Below are 3,208 nucleotides of genomic sequence, written 5' to 3'. Positions count from 1 at the left end.
GCAAAAAAAAATCCTCATCATTTCTGATGAGGATTCTAAAGAAGGCGGCGACCTACTCTCCCACTTTCGTAGTACCATCGGCGCTGGCGGGCTTAACTGCTCTGTTCGGAATGGGAAGAGGTGAGCCCCGTCGCTATAACCACCTTAAATCTTAAGCCTCCCCCAACCCCCTCCAAAGGAAGGGGCTAGGATTGTACTGCCCTTTATTCCTCCCCTTTGGGGAGGTTAGGTGGGGCCAATATTGTAACATACTGAGATAAAAACATACTTTTAAAGTAAGTAAAGAAAAGTCTTTTTAGAAAATTAAAGAGTTTGCGTCCTCTTACGCTTTGCGAACGTAAGAGGACTAATGTACATAAGCTTACGGGTTATTAGTACTACTCGGCTGTGACATTACTGCCTTTACACCTGTAGCCTATCAACGTGATCGTCTCTCACGACCCTTTAAAGAAATCTCATCTTGTGGCGGGTTTCGCGCTTATATGCTTTCAGCGCTTATCCCTTCCCAACATAGCTACGCTGCAATGCTCCTGGCGGAACAACAGCTACACCAGCGGTTAGTCCAACTCGGTCCTCTCGTACTAGAGTCAGATCCACTCAAATTTCTAACGCCCACTGTAGATAGAGACCGAACTGTCTCACGACGTTCTGAACCCAGCTCGCGTGCCACTTTAATGGGCGAACAGCCCAACCCTTGGGACCTTCTCCAGCCCCAGGATGTGACGAGCCGACATCGAGGTGCCAAACCCCCCCGTCGATGTGAGCTCTTGGGGGAGATCAGCCTGTTATCCCCGGCGTACCTTTTATCCTTTGAGCGATGGCCCTTCCATACGGAACCACCGGATCACTATGCTCTACTTTCGTACCTGATCGACTTGTAGGTCTCTCAGTCAAGCTCCCTTGTGCCATTGCACTCTACGCACGGTTACCAAGCGTGCTGAGGGAACCTTTAGAAGCCTCCGTTACTCTTTTGGAGGCGACCACCCCAGTCAAACTACCCACCACGCACTGTCCTTCCAACGGAAGTTAGGCTTCAAATAAGTAAAGGGTGGTATTTCAACAATGACTCACACATACCTGGCGATACATGATCAAAGTCTCCCACCTATCCTACACATCACTTATCCAAAGTCAATACGAAGCTATAGTAAAGGTGCACGGGGTCTTTTCGTCCCACAGCGGGTAATCGGCATCTTCACCGATACTACAATTTCACCGAGCTCATGGCCGAGACAGTGTCCAGATCGTTACACCATTCGTGCAGGTCGGAACTTACCCGACAAGGAATTTCGCTACCTTAGGACCGTTATAGTTACGGCCGCCGTTTACTGGGGCTTCAGTTCAATGCTTCGCCGAAGCTAACATCTCCCCTTAACCTTCCAGCACCGGGCAGGTGTCAGGCCCTATACATCATCTTTCGATTTAGCAGAGCCCTGTGTTTTTGATAAACAGTCGCCTGGACCTTTTCACTGCGGCCCCACCGGAGTGGGGCGACCTTTCTCCCGAAGTTACAGGTCTATTTTGCCTAGTTCCTTAGCCATGAATCTCTCGAGCGCCTTAGAATACTCATCCCAACCACCTGTGTCGGTTTACGGTACAGGTTGCATATATCGCTTTTCTTGGAAGTCGATCCGCTAGATTATCACCGCAGCCGGAGCCTTAGTGTACTATCGTGGTATTACTACTCACTTCAACGTGCTATTCCGTCAGCACGCACTAACTTCTCGCCTCCGTCACTTTTAATTATATGCAAGTACAGGAATATTAACCTGTTGTCCATCCACTACCCCCTTCGGGTTCGCGTTAGGCCCTGACTAACCCTCAGCTGATTAGCATAGCTGAGGAAACCTTGGTCTTTCGGCGTGCGGGTTTCTCGCCCGCATTATCGTTACTTATGCCTACATTTTCTTTTCTAAACAGTCCAGCAAACCTCACAGTTCACCTTCTACCCAGTTTAGAATGCTCCCCTACCACTAATTAATTAGTCCATAGCTTCGGTGGTATACTTATGCCCGATTATTATCCATGCTCGATCGCTCGACTAGTGAGCTGTTACGCACTCTTTAAATGAATGGCTGCTTCCAAGCCAACATCCTAGCTGTCTAAGCAATCAAACCGCGTTTTTTCAACTTAGTATACACTTGGGGACCTTAGCTGATGGTCCGGGTTCTTTCCCTCTCGGACATGGACCTTAGCACCCATGCCCTCACTGCTGATAAACATTTTATAGCATTCGGAGTTTGTCAGGAATTGGTAGGCGGTGAAGCCCCCGCATCCAATCAGTAGCTCTACCTCTATAAAACTATTAATCAACGCTGCACCTAAATGCATTTCGGGGAGTACGAGCTATTTCCGAGTTTGATTGGCCTTTCACCCCTACCCACAGGTCATCCCAAGACTTTTCAACGTCAACGGGTTCGGGCCTCCACTTTGGGTTAACAAAGCTTCACCCTGCCCATGGGTAGATCACACGGTTTCGCGTCTACTACTACTAACTATATCGCCCTATTCAGACTCGCTTTCGCTACGGCTGCATGACTGAATCACTTAACCTCGCTAGTAAAAGTAACTCGTAGGCTCATTATGCAAAAGGCACGCCGTCACCCCAATGGGGCTCCGACCGCTTGTAAGCGTATGGTTTCAGGTTCTTTTTCACTCCCTTATTCAGGGTACTTTTCACCTTTCCCTCACGGTACTGGTTCACTATCGGTCTCTCAGGAGTATTTAGCCTTAGCGGATGGTCCCGCCAAATTCATACAGGGTTTCACGTGCCCCGCACTACTCAGGATACTGCTATCAATAACGCTCTTTACTTTTACGGGACTATCACCCTCTATGGTCTGTCTTTCCAAACAGTTCTAATTCATTACGCATCGAATATCGCAGTCCTACAACCCCAATACTGCCGTAACAGAATTGGTTTGGGCTATTCCGCGTTCGCTCGCCACTACTAGCGGAATCACTATTGTTTTCTTCTCCTCTGCCTACTTAGATGTTTCAGTTCAGCAGGTTTGCCTCCCGAAGGATACTTGACCTTCAATCAAGTGGGTTGCCCCATTCGGATATCTATGGATCATAGTGTGTGTGCCACTCCCCATAGCTTTTCGCAGCTTATCACGTCCTTCATCGCCTCTGAGAGCCTAGGCATTCCCCATACGCCCTTACATAGCTTATTGTACTTTTTGCTCTTTATATATTCTAATGTTAT

At 48.3% G+C, this 3,208-nt stretch carries 2 rRNA genes; both read right to left on the bottom strand.

Annotation, left to right across the window (positions count from 1 at the left end):
* Positions 1-39: 39 nt before the first annotated feature.
* Positions 40-147: ribosomal RNA gene (gene rrf / locus JMA43_RS13875) — 5S ribosomal RNA — on the bottom strand.
* Between the two features lie 205 nt (positions 148-352).
* Positions 353-3,175 (bottom strand): 23S ribosomal RNA (locus JMA43_RS13870).
* Positions 3,176-3,208 lie beyond the last annotated feature (33 nt).

Source organism: Joostella sp. CR20 (assembly GCF_038433465.1).
In the GTDB taxonomy this organism is placed as follows: Bacteria; Bacteroidota; Bacteroidia; order Flavobacteriales; family Flavobacteriaceae; genus Galbibacter.
This window is presented reverse-complemented; position numbering and strand designations above follow the sequence as displayed.